This window comes from Roseateles sp., assembly GCF_047654785.1.
Taxonomy (GTDB): Bacteria; Pseudomonadota; Gammaproteobacteria; order Burkholderiales; family Burkholderiaceae_C; genus Pelomonas.
On record NZ_JASGKQ010000003.1, the window covers coordinates 405,962 to 421,088 of the forward strand.

Here is a 15,127-nt window from a genome sequence, read left to right on the forward strand (position 1 = left end):
ACTGACCGGCCCATGAGCGAGCCGGCCCCGCCCCCCACCTCAAACAAGGGGCCGCGGCCCCAGGACCTGGATGCCGCCGCGCTGCGCCACCAGGCGCGCCGCCTGGCCCGCGCCGGGCAGGCGCCCTGGCTGCATGCCGAGGTGGCCCGCCGCATGGCGGCGCGGCTGCCGCTGATCAAGCTGCAGCCGGCCCGCGTGCTGGATGCGTCGCCCGCACTGGGCGCCAGCGCCGAGCTGCTGCGGCTGGCCTACCCGGGCGCGGAGATGCTGTGGCATGAGGCCGACCCGGTGCTGGCCGCCCGCGCGGCCGGCGAGCGGGCGCAGACCTGGTGGCGCCGGCTGCGCGGCGCCGGCGCCGGCCAGCTGCCGGCGCTGCCGGCCCGGCCGGCAGTGGAGCTGCTGTGGTCCAACATGGCGCTGCATGCCAGCGCCGACCTGCCGGGCCTGCTGGCGCAGTGGCAGGCCAGCCTCGCGGTGGGCGGCTTCGTCATGTTCTCGTGCCTGGGGCCGGACAGCTTCGTCGAACTGCGCGCCCTCCACGCCCGCGAGGGCTGGGGGCGGCCGGCGCCGGACTGGTGGGACATGCACGACGTCGGCGACCTGGTGCTGCGCGCCGGCTTCGCCGATCCGGTCATGGACCAGGAGCGCCTGCGGCTGACCTGGGCCAGCCCGGAGAGCCTGCTGGCCGACCTGCGCGCGCTGGGCGGCAACCTGGCGCCCGGCCGCTTCGCCGGCCTGCGCGGGCGCGGCTGGCGGCGGCGGCTGGTGGCGGCGCTGGAGACGCTGCGCGGCGCCGACGGCCGGCTGGCGCTGACGGTGGAGCTCGTCTTCGGCCATGCGTTCAAGGCCGCGCCGCGGCGGGCTGTCGCGCCGGAGACGCATGTGCCGGTGGACGATCTGCGCGCGTCGCTGCGCCAGGGGCGGTCAAGGGGCTGAAACGGCGGGTTTGCTAGGTGATACCCGGGGGCGCCGGGGGCGGCGCCCGGGTGGCGCTGGGCTAAAATCCCCCGCCGCGAAGAGGGTCAAGGGCCAAAACCCCGGCCCATCCACGGCGCAGCTCCGATCCCGGCTATTTCCGGCTGGTCCGGCGGATCGCCAGCCTGCTCCTCCAAGAACCAAGCGACGACAACCATGACGATGATGAACGCACGAGTGCATAGCGCCTCACGCGGACGGGCCCTGCGGGCCGCCGTGGCGGCGACGGCGGCCCTGGCAGCGGGCTCGGCCCTCGCGGTGAACGACCTCAAGGGCGGCCCGGGCGTCAATCAGATCAACCTGCACGAGCCGGTCACGCGCATCGCGGCCGAGCAGATGTGGCTGCACAACTTCATGCTGGTCGTCTGCCTCGTCATCTTCGTGGCGGTGTTCGGGGTGATGTTCTATTCCATCTTCAAGCACCGCAAGTCCAAGGGCGCGGTGTCGGCCAACTTCCACGAGAGCGTGGCCGTGGAGATCGCCTGGACCGTGGTGCCGCTGCTGATCGTCATCGGCATGGCGCTGCCGGCCACCAAGGTCGTCGTGGCGATGAAGGACACCACCAACGCCGACGTGACCATCAAGGCCACCGGCTACCAGTGGAAGTGGGGCTACGACTACCTGAAGGGCGAGGGCGAGGGCATCGGCTTCCTGGCCACGCTGGACGCCGACCAGCGCGCCGCGTCCGACTCCGGCAAGCCCGCGCCGGTCGACAACTACCTGCTGAAGGTGGACAACCCGCTGGTGGTGCCGGTGGACAAGAAGGTCCGCATCATCACGACCGCCAACGACGTCATCCACGCCTGGATGGTGCCGGCCTTCGGCGTCAAGCAGGACGCCATCCCCGGCTTCGTGCGCGACACCTGGTTCAAGGCCGAGAAGATCGGCGACTACTACGGCCAGTGCGCCGAGCTGTGCGGCAAGGAGCACGCCTACATGCCCATCCACGTGAAGGTGGTGTCCGCCGAGGACTACACCAAGTGGGTGGACGGCGAGAAGAAGAAGATGGCCGCCAAGGCCGACGACCCGACCAAGGTCTGGGAGCAGGCGGCGCTGATCGCCCGCGGCGAGAAGGTCTACGCCGCCAACTGCGCGGTCTGCCACAAGCCCGACGGCAGCGGCGCCGGCCCGATCAAGCCGCTGGACCACTCGCCCATCGTGCTGGCCGAGGATCACATGCAGCAGATCGCCATGGTGCTGAACGGCAAGATGGACAAGGGCATGCCGTCTTGGAAGCAGCTCAGCGACACCGAGATCGCGGCCGTCATCACGTACACGAAGAACAGCTGGTCCAACAAGACCGGCCAGACGGTGCAGCCGGCCGAAGTGCTGGCCGCCCGCAAGTAATCCCGAACGCCGATACCGAGGAAATCACATGAGTGCAGTGCTCCCCCCCCACGGCGTTCATGGCGGCCATGACGGTCACCACGCCCACGACGACCACCACGACCACCATGCCCCCGCCGGCTGGCGCCGCTGGGTGTTCGCCACCAACCACAAGGACATCGGCACGCTGTACCTGCTGTTCGCGTTCACGATGCTGATGATCGGCGGCGTGCTGGCGCTGTGCATCCGTGCCGAGCTGTTCCAGCCGGGCCTGCAGTTCTTCAACCCCGAACTGTTCAACCAGTTCACGACCATGCACGGCCTGATCATGGTGTTCGGCGCCATCATGCCGGCCTTCGTGGGCTTCGCGAACTGGATGATCCCGCTGCAGATCGGCGCCAGCGACATGGCCTTCGCGCGGATGAACAACTTCAGCTTCTGGCTGATGATCCCGGCGGCCATCATGCTGGTCGCCTCGTTCTTCATGCCCGGCGGCGCGCCCGCCGCCGGCTGGACGCTGTACGCGCCGCTGACGCTGCAGATGGGCCCGTCGATGGACGCCGGCATCTTCGCGATGCACATCCTGGGCGCCTCGTCCATCATGGGCTCGATCAACATCATCGTCACCATCCTGAACATGCGCGCGCCAGGCATGACGCTGATGAAGATGCCGATGTTCTGCTGGACCTGGCTGATCACCGCCTACCTGCTGATCGCCGTGATGCCGGTGCTGGCCGGCGCGATCACGATGACGCTGACCGACCGCCACTTCGGCACCGCCTTCTTCAACCCCGCGGGCGGCGGCGACCCGGTGATGTACCAGCACATCTTCTGGTTCTTCGGCCACCCCGAGGTCTACATCATGATCCTGCCGGCGTTCGGCATCGTCAGCCAGATCGTGCCGGCCTTCGCCCGCAAGCGCCTGTTCGGCTACGCCTCCATGGTGTACGCGACGGCCTCCATCGCCATCCTGTCCTTCATCGTCTGGGCCCACCACATGTTCGCCACCGGCATGCCGGTGACGGGCCAGCTGTTCTTCATGTACGCGACCATGCTGATCGCCGTGCCCACGGGCGTGAAGATCTTCAACTGGCTGGCGACGATGTGGCGCGGCTCGATGACCTTCGAGGTGCCGATGCTGTGGGCCGTGGGCTTCATCTTCGTGTTCACGATGGGCGGCTTCACCGGCCTGATCTGCGCGATGGCCCCCATCGACATCCAGATCCAGGACACCTACTACGTCGTCGCCCACTTCCACTACGTGCTGGTGGCCGGCTCGCTGTACGCGCTGTTCGCCGGCGTCTACTACTGGGGCCCGAAGTGGACCGGCGTGATGTTCTCGGAGACGCGCGGCAAGATCCACTTCTGGGGCTCGCTGATCACCTTCAACATCACCTTCTTCCCGATGCACTTCCTGGGCCTGGCCGGCATGCCCCGCCGCTACGCCGACTACCCGATGCAGTTCACCGACTTCAACATGATCGCGTCCATCGGCGCGTTCGGCTTCGGGCTGATGCAGGTGTACTTCTTCCTGTTCGTCGTCGTGCCGATGATGCGCGGCAAGGGCGCCAAGGCCCCGCAGAAGCCGTGGGAAGCGGCCGAGGGCCTGGAGTGGGAAGTGCCGTCGCCGGCGCCCTTCCACACCTTCGAGAACCCGCCGAAGCTGGACGCCTCGGCCACCCGCATCGTCGGCTGAGGAGGGCGGGATGACACCGGAACAGCGCAAGAGCAACCGTCGGCTGGGCCTGATCCTGTTCACGGTCGCGCTCGCCTTCGGCGTCGGCTTCATCGCCAAGATGACGCTGTTCGCGCACTGACCCCACCCGCCGCCACCGACGCCGCCCCATGCGCCTGCTCGCCGCGCTGCACCGCGACAACCGCCAGCTCCTCGTGAAGCTGGCGCTCATCGTCGCGCTGATGTTCGGCTTCGGCTATGCGCTGGTGCCGCTGTACAAGGCGATCTGCGAGGCGCTGGGCATCAATGTGCTGTCGCTGTCGGAGCGCCAGGGCATCCTGGCGGACAAGGGCCTGGCCAACGGCAACGGCCAGGTCGACTACAGCCGCGAGATCACGGTGGAGTTCGACACCAACGCGCGCGGCCCGTGGGACTTCAAGCCGGCGGTGCGGCACATGACGGTGCATCCGGGCGAGCTGAGCCAGGTCATGTACGAGTTCCGCAACAAGCAGGACCGCACCATGGCCGCGCAGGCGATCCCGAGCTACGCGCCCATGCAGGCTTCGGCGCATTTCAACAAGCTCGAATGCTTCTGCTTCAACGAGTACACGTTGCAGCCGGGCGAGAGCAAGCAGTGGCCGGTCGTGTTCGTCATCGACCCCAAGCTGCCCCGGGACGTGAAGACCATCACGCTGTCCTACACCTTCTTCGAGGTGGCGGGCAAGGGCGGCGTCAAGGTCGGCGCGGCGCCCCGGAACGCGGGAGCCGCGCTGTGACCGCACCGGGCCAGGACCTGAAGGACGCGGTGCGTCGCAAGGCGTCGCTGGGCCAGACCCTCTCGGCCGTGGCCTGGAGTTTTTTCGGCGTGCGCCGGGGCAAGGACCATGAGAACGACATGGCCCGGCTCAACCCGGTGCACGTGGTGATCGCGGGCCTGCTGGGCGCGGCCCTGTTCGTGTTGGTGCTGGTGCTGGTGGTCCGCTGGGTCATCAGCAGCGGCGTGGCCGCGGCCTGAGGCCCGGCGCAAGAAGTTCAGAACGAGTGAAGAACCAGGAGAACGACATGTCGGCAGCGACGACCCCGGGCCAGGCCCCGTACTACTTCGTGCCCGGGCCGTCCCGGCACCCGGCGATGGCGGCCTTTGGGCTGTTCTTCGTCATCCTGGGCGCGGGCCAGTGGATCAACGGCCACGGCTGGGGCGCCTACTCGCTCGCGTTCGGGCTGCTGTTCTGGGCCTTCGTGCTCAAGCAGTGGTTCGGCGACGCCATCCGCGAGAGCGAGGGCGGGCTATACGGCGAGCGCATCGACGTCTCCTACCGCTGGAGCATGGCCTGGTTCATCTTCTCGGAGGTGATGTTCTTCGCCGCCTTCTTCGGCGCGCTGTACTGGGCCCGCGTGCATTCCGTGCCGGCGCTGGGCAGCCTGGAGAACGCGCTGCTGTGGCCCGACTTCAAGGCCGTCTGGCCCAGTGTCGCGGCCGGCGCCACCGCCTCGCCGGCCGGCACCGTCGAACCCTTCACGACCATCGGTCCCTGGCCGCTGCCCACCATCAACACGGCGCTGCTGCTGACCTCGGGCGTCACGCTGACCATCGCCCACCATGCGCTGATCGCCGGCAAGCGCGGCAAGACCATCGCCTTCATGTGGATGACGGTGCTGCTGGGGGTGGTCTTCCTGTTCGTCCAGGGCTTCGAGTACGCCCACGCCTACAAGGACCTGAACCTCAAGCTCAGCTCCGGCGTGTTCGGCTCCACCTTCTTCATGCTGACCGGCTTCCACGGCTTCCACGTGTTCGTCGGCATGCTGATGCTGCTGTTCATCACGCTGCGGCTGATGAAGGGCCACTTCACGCCCGAGCGCCACTTCGGCTTCGAAGGCGCGGCCTGGTACTGGCACTTCGTCGACGTCGTCTGGCTGGGCCTGTACGTCGTCGTCTACTGGATGTGAGCGGCGCCGTCTGCGCCCGGGAACCAAGCGCCGCGCCAGCGGCGCTTTTTTCATGCGGCGGGGCCGGTCAGCGGCTCATGGGCACGCCGGTCGGCTGGATCCAGCCCATCCACCAGCACAGCAGGATGACGAGGAACAGCGCCACCGACACCGCCACGCGCACCGCCAGCGCGCGCGCCATGTTCGGGCTGCGGCGGCCGTCGCGTGCCCTGTTCCCGGTGCGCAGCATGAAGAAGCCGGCCGCCGCCAGCGCGCCGAGGATGCCGATGAAGGCGATCAGGAACACGAATTTCATGGCGCGGGATTATCCGTCCGGGGCCGGGCCATGCTGAGCCGGCGCGGCTGGCTGGTGCTGCTGGCGGCGCTGCTGGGCGCGGCGCTGACCGCGCGCCTGGGCCTGTGGCAGCTGGACCGCGCGGCGCAGAAGCTCGCCCTGCAGGCCGCCCTCGACGCCGAGACCGCCAGGCCGCCGCTCGGCAACGCCGACGTGCTGGACGCCCGCGGGCTGAACCGCCGCGTCGCGCTGCGCGGCCGCTGGCTGGCTGCGCACACCGTCTGGCTGGACAACCGGCCCATGGACGGCCGCGCCGGCTTCTACGTCGTCACGCCGCTGCAGCTCGGCGGCCGTGGGGACGCCATCCTGGTGCAGCGCGGCTGGGCGCCGCGCGACCCCGTCGACCCGCGGCGCCTGCCGGCGCTGGCCATGCCGTCGGGCGAGGTCGAGGTGCCCGGCCGCCTGGCGGCGGCGCCGTCGCGGCTTTACGAGCTGGGCGCCGGGGCGACCGGGCCGATCCGGCAGAATCTCGACCCAGCGGCCTTCGGCGCCGAAACCGGCCTGGCGCTGCTGCCGCTGACGATCGTGCAGACCGGCGCCGCCGACGACGGCCTGCTGCGCCACTGGCCGGCACCGGACCTCGGCCTCCACAAGCACTACGGCTACGCCTTCCAATGGTTCGCGCTCTGCGCGCTGATCCTGATCCTCTATGTCTGGTTCCAACTCGTCCGCCCGCGACTGCGCCGCCCAGCCCGCGCCTGAGCCGCTGAGCTTCGCCGTCCACAGCCTGCCCGACCCGACGGCCGCCACGCGCCAGCGCGCCGGCCGCTGGAAGATGCTGCTGCTGCTGGCCATCTGCGCCGCGCCGGTGGTCGCGTCCTATTTCACCTTCTACGTGGTCAAGCCCAGGGGCTCGGCCTATGGCGAGCTCATCGTCCCCACCGTCGAGCTGCCGGCCGACCTGCCGCTGACCGACCTGCAGGGCCGCCCGGTCGCGGCGGCGTCGCTGCACGGCCAGTGGCTGCTCGCGCTGGTGCAGCCCGGCGCCTGCGATGCCGCCTGCGAGCGCCGGTTCTACGTGCAGCGCCAGCTGCGCGAGATGCTGGGCAAGGAGCGCGACCGCGTCGACAAGCTCTGGCTGATCCCCGACGACGCGATGCCGCGCCCCGAGCTGCTGGCCGCGCTCGGCCAGAAGGGCGCGGAAGTCACCATCCTGCGCGTGCCGCAGGCGCGCCTGGCCGCCTGGCTGCGGCCCGCCGACGGCAAGCCGCTGGCCGAGCACTTCTACGTCATCGACCCGCTGGGCCGCTGGATGCTGCGCGCGCCGGGCGACCCCGACCCCAAAAAGCTCAAGGGCGACCTGGACAAGCTGCTGAAGGCCAGCGCCGGCTGGGACAACGCGGGCCGGTGATGGAGCAACTGCTGCCCCTCGGCCAGGTCGCCGCGATCGGCGCGGCGGTGGCGCTCGGCCCGCTGCTGTGGTGGCGCCAGCGCTCGCGCGCCGGCACGCCGGCCGGCCGGCTGCGCGCGCTGGCGGTGCTGACGCTGTTCCTCACCTTCGACCTGATCGTCTTCGGCGCCTTCACGCGGCTGACCGACTCCGGTCTGGGCTGCCCCGACTGGCCCGGCTGCTACAGCGCGGCGAGCCCGGTGGGCGCGCGCCACCACATCGAAGCCGCGCAGGCGGCGCTGCCCAGCGGCCCGGTCACGCACGGCAAGGCGTGGATCGAAATGATCCACCGCTACCTCGCCAGCGGCGTGGGCCTGCTCATCCTCGTGATGACGGTGCTGGCCTGGCGGCTCGGGCGCCAGGCGCCGCACGCGGGCGAGGCGGCCCCGTCGCCCTGGCTGGCGACGCTGACCTTCGCCTGGGTCTGCGTGCAGGGCGCGTTCGGCGCGCTGACGGTGACGATGAAGCTCTTCCCCGCCATCGTCACGCTGCACCTGCTGTTCGGCCTGGGGCTGCTGATGCTGCTGGCCTGGCAGGCCGAGGCCTGCCGGCCGCGCGCGCTGGCCGTGCCGCCGGGGCTGCGCCGCGCCGTCGCCGCCGTGCTGCTGCTCACGCTGGTGCAGGTGGCGCTGGGCGGCTGGGTCAGCACCAACTACGCGGTGCTGGCCTGCGACGAGTTCCCCACCTGCCACGGCGGCCAGTGGTGGCCGGCGATGGACTTCGGCCAGGGCTTCCGGCTCTGGCGCGAGCTGGGCCAGCGCGCCGACGGCGGCTGGCTGGGCTTCGAGGCGCTGGCCGCCATCCACATGGCCCACCGCCTCGGCGCGGCCGTCGTCTTCGCGGCGCTGCTGGCGCTGGCCTGGGCGCTGCGCCGCCATGCGCCGCCGTGGTCGCGCGGGCTGCTGGCGGCCGCCGGCTGGCAGCTGGCCTCGGGCCTGTCCAACGTCGTGCTGGACTGGCCGATCGCGGCCGCGCTGGCGCACACGGCCGGCGCCGCCGCGCTGCTGGGCCTGCTCACCACCCTGTTCGCGCGCACGCTGCGCGCCACCCCCTCCTGACCATGGCTTCCACGTCCACCGCCCGTGCCCTCGCGCACAGCCCGCGCTGGCAGCAGTTCTACCAGCTGACCAAGCCGCGCGTCGTCCAACTCATCGTCTTCTGCGCCGCCATCGGCATGGCGCTGGCCGTGCCGGGGCTGCCGACGGCGGCGCAGGCGCTGACCATGCTCGCCGCCGTCGCCGGCATCTGGCTGGTGGCCGGCGCGGCGGCGGCGTTCAACTGCCTGATCGAAGACGGCATCGACGCGCGCATGAAGCGCACCGCCTGGCGCGCCACCGCCAAGGGCGAGCTGAGCCGCCCGCAGACGCTGGCCTTCTCCGCGCTGCTGTGCGCGGCCGGCATGGCGCTGCTGGGCTACGGCGTCAACGTGCTGACCATGTGGCTGACCTTCGCCACCTTCGTCGGCTACGCGGTCGTCTACACCGTCATCCTGAAGCCGATGACGCCGCAGAACATCGTCATCGGCGGCGCGTCCGGCGCGATGCCGCCGGTGCTGGGCTGGGCGGCGCTGCGCGGCGAGCTGGGCCCGGAGCCCTGGCTGCTGTGCCTGATCATCTTCCTGTGGACGCCGCCGCACTTCTGGGCGCTGGCGCTGTACCGCGCCGAGGACTACGCCCGCGCCGGCCTGCCCATGCTGCCCGTCACGCACGGCAACGACTACACGCGGCTGCAGATCCTGCTCTACACCTGGGTGCTGTTCGCGGCCACGCTGCTGCCCTTCCTGACCGGCATGAGCGGCTGGTTCTACCTGGCCGCCGCCGTCGTACTGGGCCTGGGCTTCTGCGGCTATGCCTGGCGGCTGTGGCGGGCCTACTCCGAGCCGCTCGCGCGGCGCACCTTCTGGTTCTCCATCTGGTACCTGTCGCTGCTGTTCGCGGCGCTGTTGATCGACCACTACCTCCCATGAGCACACGCCGTCTCGCCCTCGCCGCGCTGGCCGCGCTGGCCCTCGCCGGCTGCCAGAAGGCCGGCCCCGACCCGCAGGCCTTCCAGGGCGTCGACCTGACCGGCGCGGACTATGCGCGCACGCTGAACCTCACCGACCAGGACGGCCGCGCCCGCTCGCTGGCCGACTTCAAGGGCAAGGTGCTGGTGGTCTTCTTCGGCTACACGCAGTGCCCGGACGTCTGCCCGACGACCATGGCCGAGGTCGCCGAGGTCAAGCGCAGCCTGGGCGCCGACGGCGACAAGGTGCAGGGCCTCTTCGTCACCGTGGACCCGGCGCGCGACACGGCGGAGCTGCTGAAGGCCTACCTCGCCAGCTTCGACCCCAGCTTCGTCGCGCTGCGCGGCAGCGAGGCGCAGACCCAGGCCGCCGCCAAGGAGTTCAAGGTCTTCTTCGCCAAGGTGCCGGGCAAGACGCCCGAGAGCTACACGATGGACCACACGGCCGCCAGCTTCATCTTCGACACCGAGGGCCGCGTGCGCGTCTACGCGCGCTACGGCTCGGGCGCGCAGGCGCTGGCGCACGACATCCGGCTGCTGCTGGCCGGGAAATAGCCCACTCCCTACCGGCTGCGCCGGCCCCCTCAAGGGGGCGCACCCGATGGACCGGCGGAGCCGGCTCCATGGGTGCCGCTGGATGAACAAAGCCCCGGCATGCCGGGGCTTTGTGTTGATGCCGAGCCGATCAGACGGCTTCGGTCAGGGCCTTTTTCATTTTCTTCATCGCCGCGACCTCGATCTGGCGGATGCGCTCGGCCGACACGCCGTACTCGGCGGCCAGTTCGTGCAGCGTCATGCCGCCCGACGCGTCGTCGTTCACCTTCAGCCAGCGCTCCTCGACGATGCGGCGGCTGCGCGGGTCCAGCACGTCCAGCGCGCGGGCGATGCCGTTGCCGGCCAGGTCGTCGCGCGAGCGGGCCTCGATGACGCGCGTGGGCTCCTGGCTGTCGTCGGCCAGGTAGGCGATGGGCGCGAAGGCCTCGCCGTCGTCGTCGGTCTGCGGCTCCAGCGCCACGTCGCCGCCGGACAGGCGCGTCTCCATCTCCAGCACTTCCTCGCGCTTGACGTTCAGCGTGCTGGCCACGTGGGCCACCTCGGCCTCGGTCAGCGAGTTGCGGTGCGTGGCGTCGTCGCCCTGGCCGGCCTTGAGCTGGTGCTTCATCGAGCGCAGGTTGAAGAACAGCTTGCGCTGCGCCTTGGTCGTCGCGACCTTGACCATGCGCCAGTTCTTCAGGATGTACTCGTGGATCTCGGCCTTGATCCAGTGCATCGCGTAGCTCACCAGGCGCACGCCCTGGTCGGGGTCGAAGCGCTTGACGGCCTTCATCAGGCCGACGTTGCCTTCCTGGATCAGGTCGCCCTGCGGCAGGCCGTAGCCCACGTACTGGCGCGAGATGGACACCACCAGGCGCAGGTGCGACAGCACCAGGCGGCCGGCGGCCTCCAGGTCGCCCTTGTCGCGCAGGCTGCGCGCGGCGGAGGATTCCTCCTCGGCCGTCAGCAGCGGCAGGCGGTTGACGGCGGAGATGTAGGCATCCAGATTGCCCAGCGAGGGCACCAGGGCCCAGGGGTCGCGGACGGCAATGGCGGAAGAAGCGGACATCGTCTTGATCCTTGCTGAACCGCCACGAACTGCAGCGGTGGACGGGATATTAGCACTCCACCCCATCGAGTGCTAAGGCGGCCCCGATGCCGGCTGGAATGCAGTATTCCTGCGGCCGGAGCGGTGGGCAGCCGCTGACTTCTTCAATCGACCAGGCCGAAATCGGGGCTTTTGATCATGGCCTCGATGTCCAGCAGGATCAGCATGCGCTCGCCGAGCTTGCCCAGGCCGGTGATGAAGCGGGCGTCCATCGCGGCCGGCACCTCGGGGCGGGGCTTGATCTCGTCGCCGCCCAGCTCCAGCACGTCGGAGACCGAGTCGACGACGATGCCGACCACCCGGCCGGCCACGTTCAGCACGACGACGACCGTGAAGGCGTTGTACTCGCCGGCCTGGCCCAGGCGGATGCGCAGGTCCAGGATGGGCACGATGACGCCGCGCAGGTTCACGACGCCCTTCACGAAGGCGGGGGCGTTGGCCACCCGGGTGGGCGCCTCGTAGGAGCGGATCTCCTGCACGCGCAGGATGTCCAGGCCGTACTCCTCCTCGCCGATGCGGAAGGTCAGGAACTGCTGGCCCTCCGTGCGGGCGGCGGCCTGCACGGCCTGGGCGCCGGGGGCGGGAACGAGGTCGGTGGAGCTCATCGGGGTGGGGTTCCGGGGGGACGGTGGATGGGCCGTCATTCTGCCCGCCGTGCCTCGGCGGGCGCTGCCAACAATTCGTCGATCAGGGCCAGCAGTTCACGCACGTCCAGCGGCTTGGTCAGGTAATGCCGGGCGCCGGCCGCGTGCGCCGCAGCGATCTGCTCGGGCTGGGCGTTGGCGGAGACGACGATGACCGGCGGCAGCCCGCCGTCCGGGCCGCGCAGCTCGGGCAGGCGCTGCAGCAGGTCCAGGCCCAGGCCGTCGGGCAGGTGCCAGTCCAGCAGCAGCAGCGCCGGCAGGCGCCCGGCCAGCGCCCGCAGGCCGTCCGCGACGGTGGGCACCACCTCCAGCGCCAGCCCGGGGCGCTGCGCCAGGATGCCGCGCATGACCTCGGCGTTCAGCGGGTTGTCTTCCACGTACAGCACCTGCCGGTGCGCGGCGGGCCGGGGCAGGACGGGGGCGCCGGACGCCGGGAGGGCGGCCGGCGGCGCGGCGGCGTCCGCCGCCGGCAGGCGCAGCACGAAGCAGGCGCCCGCGTCGGCGGCCTCGGCGCGCAGGCTGCCGCCCATCATCTCGGCCAGGCGGCGGCTGATGACCAGGCCGATGCCGGCGCCCGGCAGCCCGCTGCGCTCGCGGCCCAGCCGGTTGAAGGGCTGGAAGAGGGCGGCGCGCTGCTCGTCGCTCAGGCCCAGGCCGGTGTCGCGCACGGCCACCTCCACCCAGCCGGGCTCGGGGCGGGTGGCCTCGATGGCGATGCTGCCGCCGGCACGGTTGTACTTGACGGCATTGCTGAGCAGGTTGGTGAGGATCTGGGTGACGCGGGTCGCATCGCCCAGCAGTTGCAGCGCGTCCGGGTCCAGCCGCTGCGCCACGGCCAGGCCGCGCTCCGCCGCGCCCTGCTGCACGAGGGCCAGCGCGCGCGCCAGCAGCGGCGGCAGCGCCAGCGCGGCGGGCTCCAGCCGCAGCGAGCCGGACTCGATGCGCGACAGGTCCAGCGTGTCGTTGATCATCTCCAGCAGGTGCCAGCCCGCCTGCGCGATCTGCTCGGCGCGGCCGCGCTGGGCCGGCGCCAGCGGCTCGGCCGCGTCCATCTGCATCAGCTGCGTGAAGCCGAGGATGGCGTTCATCGGCGTGCGCAGCTCGTGGCTCATGCGCGACAGGAACTCGTTCTTGGCCTGGCTGGCGGCCTCGGCGGCCTGGCGGGCGCGGTCCAGCTCCTCGATGCGCAACTGGTCGGTGATGTCCTCGACGACGCCCACCAGCCGGTCGGGCCGGTCGTCGCTGCCGCGCAGCAGGCTGACGAGGGCGCGCGCATGCACGGCGCTGCCGTCGGCGCGCAGGTAGCGGGTGCGGCGCAGCGAGTACGGGATCTCGCCGCGCAGCAGCCGGCGGCCCTGGCGCAGGTCCTCCTGGTGCTCGTCGGGGTGGGTGAGGTCCAGCGTGCGCCGGCCCAGCAGCGCATCGGCGCCACAGCCGACCATCGCGCAGAAGTACGGGTTCACCTCCTGGATGCCGCCATGCACGTCGGTGAAGACGATGCCGATGGGCGCGGTGTCGAAGATGTTGCGGAAGCGCTGCTCGCTCTGGCTCAGCGCCTGCTCGCCGAGCGCGCGGTGGGCGATCTCGCGCTCCAGTGCCGCCGTGCGCTCGCCCACCAGCGCCTCGACGTGCTGGGTGCGGCCCGACAGGAGCAGCAGCAGCGTGCCCACGGTGGCCGTGGTCAGCAGGCCGACCAGCGCGAAGGCCCAGCTGCGCCCGGGCGCGGGCGGCGGGCCGGGCAGGTCGTGGATGCGCACCTCCCACTGCCGGCCGGCGAAGGCCAGCGGCATCTTCACCAGCGGCAGCGCCGCGTCGGCGCCGCGCGTCACCGCCTCGCAGCCGCGCGGGCCGCCCAGGCGCGGGAACGCGGCGCCGGGTTCCAGGTCCACCAGGCAGGCGCCCAGGTGCGCGGGCCAGCCGGCGGCCAGGCGCGACAGCAGCAGGTCCGGCCGCAGCGTGGCGAAGACGACGCCCTCGAGCTGCCGCCCGTCCGGGCCGGCCTGCCGGTACAGCGGCTGGTAGATCACCACGCCCGGCGGGCCGCTGCGGTCCTGCGACAGCGGGAAGCCGGCCGACGCGACCGGCCGGCCCAGCGCGGCGGCCTGCTCCACCGCCGCGCGCGCGCCGGCGATGCTGCGCACATTGGTGCCCAGCGCCCCGGCGTTGCGGGACAGCGGCTCGACCAGCCGGATGGCCAGCAGGTCCTCGTCCGGCGGCACGCCCAGGTCGTCGCTGCGCGTGCGGTCGCGGGCGTGGTAGCCGGCGGGGAAGTCGCCGGCCATCGCCGCGGCGTCGAAGTGCGCCTGCTCGGCGCGCGGCACGCGCAGCGCCAGGCCCAGCGCGATCAGCGGGCTGTCCTCGCCGAGGAAGCCGCTGGTGGCGCGCGCGAACTCCCGGCGCGTCGGCAGCGGCTTGACCTTCACCAGGCCGTGCGCACCCTCCAGCGCCAGCAGCGATTCGCGCAGCCGGCTGCTCAGGTCCTGCGCGGCGGCGGTGGCGTCGCGGGTGAAGTCGGTGCACAGGCGCTGGCGGTCCCACTCCATCGTCGCCGCCACGCCCAGGCCGACCAGCAGCGTCGTCAGCAGCATGGGCAGGCCGACGCTGAAGCGCCGCGTGGCCCAGGCCGCGCGCGGCTGGCCGATCAGTGCCAGCGTGATGGGCGTGGCGATCAGCACGCCCATCAGGTCGCCGGTCCACCAGATCATCCACACGCTGCCCGCCTGCCCGGGCGCGATGGCGCCCGCGCCGTTCAGCAGCAGGGTCGCGCAGCTCGGGCTGACGAAGCCGGCCAGCGCTGAGGCCAGCAGGTAGGCGCCGATCTCGCGCGGCGACGCCAGCAGCGCCGGCCGGCCGCACCAGCGCCGGATCAGCAGCGCGCCGACGGCCGCCTGCGCCGCCGCGCCGGCGCCGATGCCCAGCGTCATCGCCAGCGGGCCGGCGCCCGGATCGGCCGCCGACGTGGCCTGCACGATGCACGCGCCCAGCGCCACCGCCGGCAGGTAGCGCAGGCCCAGCACCAGCAGCACCGCCAGGGCCCAGCCGGCGGCCGGGTAGATCGGCGCGATCTGGTGGGGCGGCAGCGCCATCAGCAGGCTCAGCCTGCCGAGCAGGGCGTACACGGCGGTGATGCCCGCCGACAGCGCCAGGTAGCGCCCGATGCGGAGCATCGCCGCCGCTGGAGTCATCGAGC

Annotated in this window: 16 protein-coding genes; 12 read left to right on the forward strand and 4 right to left on the reverse strand. The window is 71.6% G+C overall.

Annotated elements, in window-relative coordinates; genetic code table 11:
- Positions 1 to 12 precede the first annotated feature (12 nt).
- The 7 genes from QM788_RS10960 (at position 13) to QM788_RS10990 (ending at position 5,923) form a co-directional block, all read left to right on the forward strand.
- Positions 13 to 936 (forward strand): biotin synthase, encoded by a 924-nt coding sequence (locus QM788_RS10960; protein WP_415661520.1) that lies wholly within the window; start codon positions 13 to 15, stop codon positions 934 to 936.
- Positions 937 to 1,140: 204 nt separating this feature from the next.
- On the forward strand, positions 1,141 to 2,322 hold the full coding sequence (gene coxB / locus QM788_RS10965; protein WP_415662978.1) for a cytochrome c oxidase subunit II: 1,182 nt from the start codon (positions 1,141 to 1,143) through the stop codon (positions 2,320 to 2,322).
- Between the two features lie 28 nt (positions 2,323 to 2,350).
- Complete coding sequence (gene ctaD, locus QM788_RS10970) at positions 2,351 to 3,997, forward strand: cytochrome c oxidase subunit I (RefSeq protein ID WP_415661521.1); 1,647 nt, start codon at positions 2,351 to 2,353, stop codon at positions 3,995 to 3,997.
- 10 nt (positions 3,998 to 4,007) lie between these two features.
- Positions 4,008 to 4,118: a cytochrome oxidase small assembly protein gene (locus tag QM788_RS10975; RefSeq protein WP_415661522.1), complete on the forward strand. Its 111-nt coding sequence runs from the start codon at positions 4,008 to 4,010 to the stop codon at positions 4,116 to 4,118.
- A gap of 28 nt (positions 4,119 to 4,146) precedes the next feature.
- Complete coding sequence (locus QM788_RS10980) at positions 4,147 to 4,752, forward strand: cytochrome c oxidase assembly protein (protein ID WP_415661523.1); 606 nt, start codon at positions 4,147 to 4,149, stop codon at positions 4,750 to 4,752.
- Positions 4,749 to 4,991 carry a DUF2970 domain-containing protein gene (locus QM788_RS10985; protein WP_415661524.1) on the forward strand — a complete coding sequence of 81 codons (243 nt, stop codon included), beginning with the start codon at positions 4,749 to 4,751 and terminating at the stop codon, positions 4,989 to 4,991. The genes QM788_RS10980 and QM788_RS10985 overlap by 4 nt, the downstream gene beginning before the upstream one ends.
- A 47-nt stretch (positions 4,992 to 5,038) precedes the next feature.
- Positions 5,039 to 5,923 carry a cytochrome c oxidase subunit 3 gene (locus tag QM788_RS10990; RefSeq protein WP_415661525.1) on the forward strand — a complete coding sequence of 295 codons (885 nt, stop codon included), beginning with the start codon at positions 5,039 to 5,041 and terminating at the stop codon, positions 5,921 to 5,923.
- Between the two features lie 67 nt (positions 5,924 to 5,990).
- Here the strand turns inward: QM788_RS10990 and QM788_RS10995 are convergent, their stop codons facing one another.
- Positions 5,991 to 6,218: a DUF2909 domain-containing protein gene (locus tag QM788_RS10995; RefSeq protein ID WP_415661526.1), complete on the reverse strand. Its 228-nt coding sequence runs from the start codon at positions 6,216 to 6,218 to the stop codon at positions 5,991 to 5,993.
- A gap of 30 nt (positions 6,219 to 6,248) precedes the next feature.
- On the opposite strand from QM788_RS10995, the gene QM788_RS11000 reads away from it, so the two are divergent.
- Genes QM788_RS11000 through QM788_RS11020 form a run of 5 tightly spaced genes read left to right on the forward strand, consistent with a single transcriptional unit; the run spans position 6,249 to position 10,206 of the window.
- A complete protein-coding gene (locus QM788_RS11000) occupies positions 6,249 to 6,959 on the forward strand; it encodes an SURF1 family protein (protein ID WP_415661527.1) in 711 nt (236 codons plus the stop codon).
- On the forward strand, positions 6,907 to 7,608 hold the full coding sequence (locus QM788_RS11005; protein ID WP_415661528.1) for an SCO family protein: 702 nt from the start codon (positions 6,907 to 6,909) through the stop codon (positions 7,606 to 7,608). Before QM788_RS11000 ends, QM788_RS11005 begins: the two co-directional genes overlap by 53 nt.
- On the forward strand, positions 7,608 to 8,705 hold the full coding sequence (locus QM788_RS11010) for a COX15/CtaA family protein (protein ID WP_415661529.1): 1,098 nt from the start codon (positions 7,608 to 7,610) through the stop codon (positions 8,703 to 8,705). The genes QM788_RS11005 and QM788_RS11010 overlap by 1 nt, the downstream gene beginning before the upstream one ends.
- Positions 8,706 to 8,707: 2 nt before the next feature.
- Positions 8,708 to 9,613, forward strand: coding sequence for a heme o synthase (gene cyoE, locus QM788_RS11015; protein WP_415661530.1), 906 nt, complete (start codon positions 8,708 to 8,710; stop codon positions 9,611 to 9,613).
- On the forward strand, positions 9,610 to 10,206 hold the full coding sequence (locus QM788_RS11020) for an SCO family protein (RefSeq protein ID WP_415661531.1): 597 nt from the start codon (positions 9,610 to 9,612) through the stop codon (positions 10,204 to 10,206). The genes cyoE and QM788_RS11020 overlap by 4 nt, the downstream gene beginning before the upstream one ends.
- Positions 10,207 to 10,336: 130 nt before the next feature.
- Here the strand turns inward: QM788_RS11020 and rpoH are convergent, their stop codons facing one another.
- From rpoH to QM788_RS11035, 3 genes are all read right to left on the reverse strand, one after another.
- The gene (gene rpoH / locus QM788_RS11025) at positions 10,337 to 11,254 is read right to left on the reverse strand and encodes an RNA polymerase sigma factor RpoH (protein ID WP_415661532.1); all 918 of its coding nucleotides are present in this window, start codon (positions 11,252 to 11,254) and stop codon (positions 10,337 to 10,339) included.
- A 143-nt stretch (positions 11,255 to 11,397) separates the two neighbouring features.
- A complete protein-coding gene (locus tag QM788_RS11030) occupies positions 11,398 to 11,898 on the reverse strand; it encodes a chemotaxis protein CheW (RefSeq protein WP_415661533.1) in 501 nt (166 codons plus the stop codon).
- A 35-nt stretch (positions 11,899 to 11,933) separates the two neighbouring features.
- Positions 11,934 to 15,104, reverse strand: coding sequence for a CHASE domain-containing protein (locus QM788_RS11035; protein ID WP_415661534.1), 3,171 nt, complete (start codon positions 15,102 to 15,104; stop codon positions 11,934 to 11,936).
- Positions 15,105 to 15,127 lie beyond the last annotated feature (23 nt).

Coding starts and splice junctions, on each gene's coding strand:
- QM788_RS11035 (WP_415661534.1), bottom strand. CDS start 15,104: ATGCTCCGCATCGGGCGCTACCTGGCGCTGTCGGCGGGCATCACCGCC.
- coxB (WP_415662978.1), top strand. CDS start 1,141: ATGAACGCACGAGTGCATAGCGCCTCACGCGGACGGGCCCTGCGGGCC.
- QM788_RS11010 (WP_415661529.1), top strand. CDS start 7,608: ATGGAGCAACTGCTGCCCCTCGGCCAGGTCGCCGCGATCGGCGCGGCG.
- QM788_RS10960 (WP_415661520.1), top strand. CDS start 13: ATGAGCGAGCCGGCCCCGCCCCCCACCTCAAACAAGGGGCCGCGGCCC.
- QM788_RS10975 (WP_415661522.1), top strand. CDS start 4,008: ATGACACCGGAACAGCGCAAGAGCAACCGTCGGCTGGGCCTGATCCTG.
- ctaD (WP_415661521.1), top strand. CDS start 2,351: ATGAGTGCAGTGCTCCCCCCCCACGGCGTTCATGGCGGCCATGACGGT.
- cyoE (WP_415661530.1), top strand. CDS start 8,708: ATGGCTTCCACGTCCACCGCCCGTGCCCTCGCGCACAGCCCGCGCTGG.
- QM788_RS11000 (WP_415661527.1), top strand. CDS start 6,249: ATGCTGAGCCGGCGCGGCTGGCTGGTGCTGCTGGCGGCGCTGCTGGGC.
- QM788_RS10990 (WP_415661525.1), top strand. CDS start 5,039: ATGTCGGCAGCGACGACCCCGGGCCAGGCCCCGTACTACTTCGTGCCC.
- QM788_RS11030 (WP_415661533.1), bottom strand. CDS start 11,898: ATGAGCTCCACCGACCTCGTTCCCGCCCCCGGCGCCCAGGCCGTGCAG.
- QM788_RS10995 (WP_415661526.1), bottom strand. CDS start 6,218: ATGAAATTCGTGTTCCTGATCGCCTTCATCGGCATCCTCGGCGCGCTG.
- QM788_RS11005 (WP_415661528.1), top strand. CDS start 6,907: ATGTCTGGTTCCAACTCGTCCGCCCGCGACTGCGCCGCCCAGCCCGCG.
- QM788_RS10980 (WP_415661523.1), top strand. CDS start 4,147: ATGCGCCTGCTCGCCGCGCTGCACCGCGACAACCGCCAGCTCCTCGTG.
- QM788_RS11020 (WP_415661531.1), top strand. CDS start 9,610: ATGAGCACACGCCGTCTCGCCCTCGCCGCGCTGGCCGCGCTGGCCCTC.
- rpoH (WP_415661532.1), bottom strand. CDS start 11,254: ATGTCCGCTTCTTCCGCCATTGCCGTCCGCGACCCCTGGGCCCTGGTG.